The organism is Arsenicicoccus sp. UBA2120 (assembly GCF_002330965.1).
Classification (GTDB): domain Bacteria; phylum Actinomycetota; class Actinomycetes; order Actinomycetales; family Dermatophilaceae; genus Arsenicicoccus; species Arsenicicoccus bolidensis.
Genome location: NZ_DCYC01000075.1, coordinates 1 through 3,259, shown reverse-complemented (window position 1 = coordinate 3,259; position 3,259 = coordinate 1). Strand labels below are relative to the sequence as shown.

Sequence of the window (3,259 nt, the reverse complement as noted above, 5' to 3'; positions counted from 1 at the left end):
CCCCCACCCCAGGAGCCCCCAACACATGGCCACAACCCCCACCCAGCACCCCGCAACAGCCGAGACCTCAAGAGCCGTCGAGCTCTACGCCGACCCCATGGCCGCAAGCACTTCGCCCGGCACGCCGCCCCAGGAACGGCGTTGCCGGGCGACGTCGCGCTCCGGGCAGCAGTGCAAGCGGTACGCCATCCGCGGCGCGAACGTCTGCCGCTGGCACGGCGGCGCGGCCCCGCAAGTCCAGGCGGCCGCAGCGCGACGCGTGCAGCAGGAAGAGCTGGAGACCATGGCTCGACGTGCGTCGGCGGATGGCCCCACGGTCACCATGAGCGAGGTCTACACCGAGATGCTCACGACGGCGGGCATGCTGATCGAGTACCGCGACGAGCTCGCGGACCGCAAGGCCGCGGTGACCTCGTGGCGGTCCACCGACGCACGCGGCACGGAGCAGCTGAACGCCATCATCGGCCTCTACGAGGGTGCGCTGCACCGGACGGTGGCGACGCTGGAGCGAATCGCCAGGCTCGACATCGAGGGCCGCAAGGTCCGCCTCTCGGAACTGGAGGTGCGTCGCGTGCTGGGTGCGGTGGAGCGATCGTTGGGCGCGGGTGACCTGTCGCCGGCGCAGCTGTCGGCGATCCGGGCTGAGATGGCGGTGCAGGCGCGTGCGCTCCAGGGGCTGGGTGAGGGGTCGTGAACGCGGGAAACGGCGGACTAGGTATCCGTTTCGGGGGGTATCGTTGCTGGTCACAGGCGCGTGCTAACGGCGTGCTACGTCGGGCGGACCGCTCGTGAGTACGCTCCGGGTCCCTGCCGTGGCCGGCGAGGGTCCGGGCGTGTGGGGCGGCGAGGTCCGTGGGGTGCGCCGGCGGCGGGTCGCGTGACGGGCGGGCAGGACTCGCCGCCTCGGATTGCCGCCGTGCCGCCGGAGTGCGCAGCGTTCCTGCTGGCCACGCTCCGTGAACGGGGGGTGACGTCGCAGACCGTGGCGGCGGCGGTGCAGCGCCGCCACGCCTCCGGCGCCCCGCTCGCGGCCGGTGCCATCACCGCGGGGTGGACGCAGCTGCAGGCGGCCGAGGGGTGGTACATGGCGCGGCTGGCGGGTGCTTCCGCTGGCGGAAGTGCGGAAGTGGTGGCGGCGGAAGTGCCGTCAGGCTTGGAGGCAGTAGAGGTCACCACGGTCGTGGCCGCCGACATGCTCGGCGTCACGGATCGGCGGGTGCGGCAGCTGATCGCGTCAGGTCGGTTGCCGGCCAGGCAGGTCGGGCGGTCGTGGGTGATCGAAAGGGACGCGGTCGTCGCGCTCCGAGAGCGCTAGGAGGCTTGCATGAGTGGCTGGGATGACCCGCAGTGGGCGGAGCTGGACGAAGCTTTCGATCGTGCATACCCGGACGCGCCGGGTGCTCGGGGTCGGCGCGAGAAGCGGCGTCTCGAGGAGACGGCTGGGCCCGTCTCGCCAACCATGGGCGATGGGTGGGCGCAGCTCGATGAGTCGCTGGATGCGATCAGGGCCGCAGCCAATCCCATCGCGCACGCGAGCCTGCAGGAGGGCCAGCCCAAGCGCCGTCCCCTGGCTGACGATGGGTGGGAGGCGGTCGACGAGGTGCTGACGCAGATCTTCCCCGACTCGCCTGCGTCTCAGCTTCGGCTCGAGGAGAAGCGGCTCCGGGAGGCATCTCGGCCGCGGGACGAGGGGTCGCGTGGGTCGTCGCTGCGGGAGTCGGATGGCGGGTCGGCGCTGCTGTCGGCTGCTGGTGCTCGGCCGGGTCGGGGGCTGTCGGGTGAGGCTGCTGGGCGTGAGCTGGAGCTGATGGAGCGGGTCGCGCGGCATCGGGGTGAGCGTGGGGAGCACTTCGCGATCGGGATGGCTGGCCGGGCGCGTGAGCAGGCGATCACGGAGGGTTGCTCGGTGGGCGAGTATCTCGTGCGCCTGGAGCGTGGCGTCGAGTCGTTCGTGTCGTCGGTGCCTCGGGGGCATGGGGTGAGTGGCTCGGTGCGGGAGGCCGCGGTGTCGCCTGGTGGCGTGGGCCGTGTGACTCTGCGTGAGTCGTCGTGGGGCGGTGGCGGGCGTGGCTGAGGGACACAACACGGCCGTCGACGCCGTCGACGAGGTCGGGGTCGTCGAGCGGGACCTGGTCGGGCAGGTGCGGAAGCATGCCGGGCAGGTGGCGTGGTGGACGGCTGATGTCGCGGCGTCTCGGCGCGAGCTGGAGCGTCTGGAGGGGTCGGCTGCGCGGGTGGCGTTGGCGGATCCGGGTGAGCTGGGGCGGGTGACGTCTCGGATCGCGGAGTTGCGTGATCGGGTGGCGATCGGTGGTCAGGCGGTGGAGGAGGCGCGCCGGTTGGAGCAGGCTGCGCGGGCTGAGGCCCTGCGTGGTGAGGCTGATGGGTTGGAGCCGGCGGTTGAGGCTGCTGCCGTGTTGGTGAGTGAGTTTGAGGAGCGGACGACGGAGCTGCTGTCGGCGCTGGAGAAGCACACGCGGCAGGCGTGGTGGCCGGGCGCGTTGGCGGTGGAGGCCTCGGATCGGGGTCTGTTCGCTCCTGGAGCGGAGTCCAACCTGACGATGGGTGTCCCGTTCTTCCAGTCGGGTCGCGATCGGCTGCAGGTGGAGGTCGATCGGTTGCGTGGTCAGCAGCGGTTGCTGCGGGCGGTGGCTGATGGCGGGAACGCGTCGCAGCTGGCGGCGGAGTTCTCGGATGAGCAGCTGCCGGGCGCGTTCCGTGCTGGTGGGTTCGCGGACCTGGGGCGGCCGTCGCCGGAGCGTGCCCTGGTGCGGCAGCGTGAGGGCCTGGTGGAGGACCTGGAGAGCGCTCGGGGGGCGCTGGGCCGGATCGAGAGGACCGTGGCGCAGTGGGCGCGGTCGAAGGCGAAGGCGCTGGCTGAGGCGGCTGAGCGTGGCTGGTCGTCGCCGTCGGTGGATCCGGTCGCGGCGAAGGCGTGGGAGGACCTGTTCGACATGGGTGAGCCGGTGCGGGACCGGGACGGCAGTGAGCGGGCCCCGGAGAGTCTGAGCAAGGCCCGGTCGTGGGTGGCTGAGGCGGAGCGTGCTGTGGCTGCGTTCGATGAGGCGCACCCTGGGTTGGTGTCGGCATGAGGGGGCGGCGGGGGTCTCGGCCGCGGTTGGAGCTGGCGGGTGGTGCCGGGGGTTCGGTCGTGTGGCCGGCTGCCGGTGCTGGGTCGTCGGGGTCGTCGTCTGCGGTTGAGGGCCAGGAGCCGTATGACCCGGTGGAGGTGTTCGGGCGGGGGTGTCAGATGGTCTGT

4 protein-coding genes are annotated in these 3,259 nt (G+C 72.0%); all 4 read left to right on the top strand.

Features of this window, described 5'->3' with window-relative positions; translation table 11 throughout:
- The first annotated feature begins 25 nt into the window (after nucleotides 1–25).
- The 4 genes from B2P18_RS12405 to B2P18_RS12390 all read left to right on the top strand — a co-directional run bounded on the left by B2P18_RS12405 (nucleotide 26) and on the right by B2P18_RS12390 (nucleotide 3,092).
- Entirely contained in the window at nucleotides 26–694 is a 669-nt protein-coding gene (locus B2P18_RS12405; protein ID WP_286960160.1) for an HGGxSTG domain-containing protein, read from the top strand.
- A 273-nt stretch (nucleotides 695–967) separates the two neighbouring features.
- On the top strand, nucleotides 968–1,315 hold the full coding sequence (locus tag B2P18_RS12400) for a helix-turn-helix domain-containing protein (RefSeq protein ID WP_286960154.1): 348 nt from the start codon (nucleotides 968–970) through the stop codon (nucleotides 1,313–1,315).
- A 9-nt stretch (nucleotides 1,316–1,324) separates the two neighbouring features.
- Nucleotides 1,325–2,074, top strand: coding sequence for a hypothetical protein (locus B2P18_RS12395; RefSeq protein ID WP_286960149.1), 750 nt, complete (start codon nucleotides 1,325–1,327; stop codon nucleotides 2,072–2,074).
- On the top strand, nucleotides 2,067–3,092 hold the full coding sequence (locus tag B2P18_RS12390) for a hypothetical protein (protein WP_286960147.1): 1,026 nt from the start codon (nucleotides 2,067–2,069) through the stop codon (nucleotides 3,090–3,092). The genes B2P18_RS12395 and B2P18_RS12390 overlap by 8 nt, the downstream gene beginning before the upstream one ends.
- Nucleotides 3,093–3,259: the final 167 nt, after the last annotated feature.

What these genes read in the sequence shown, in the direction of transcription:
- B2P18_RS12405 (WP_286960160.1), top strand. Translation starts at nt 26, where the DNA reads ATGGCCACAACCCCCACCCAGCACCCCGCAACAGCCGAGACCTCAAGA.
- B2P18_RS12395 (WP_286960149.1), top strand. Translation starts at nt 1,325, where the DNA reads ATGAGTGGCTGGGATGACCCGCAGTGGGCGGAGCTGGACGAAGCTTTC.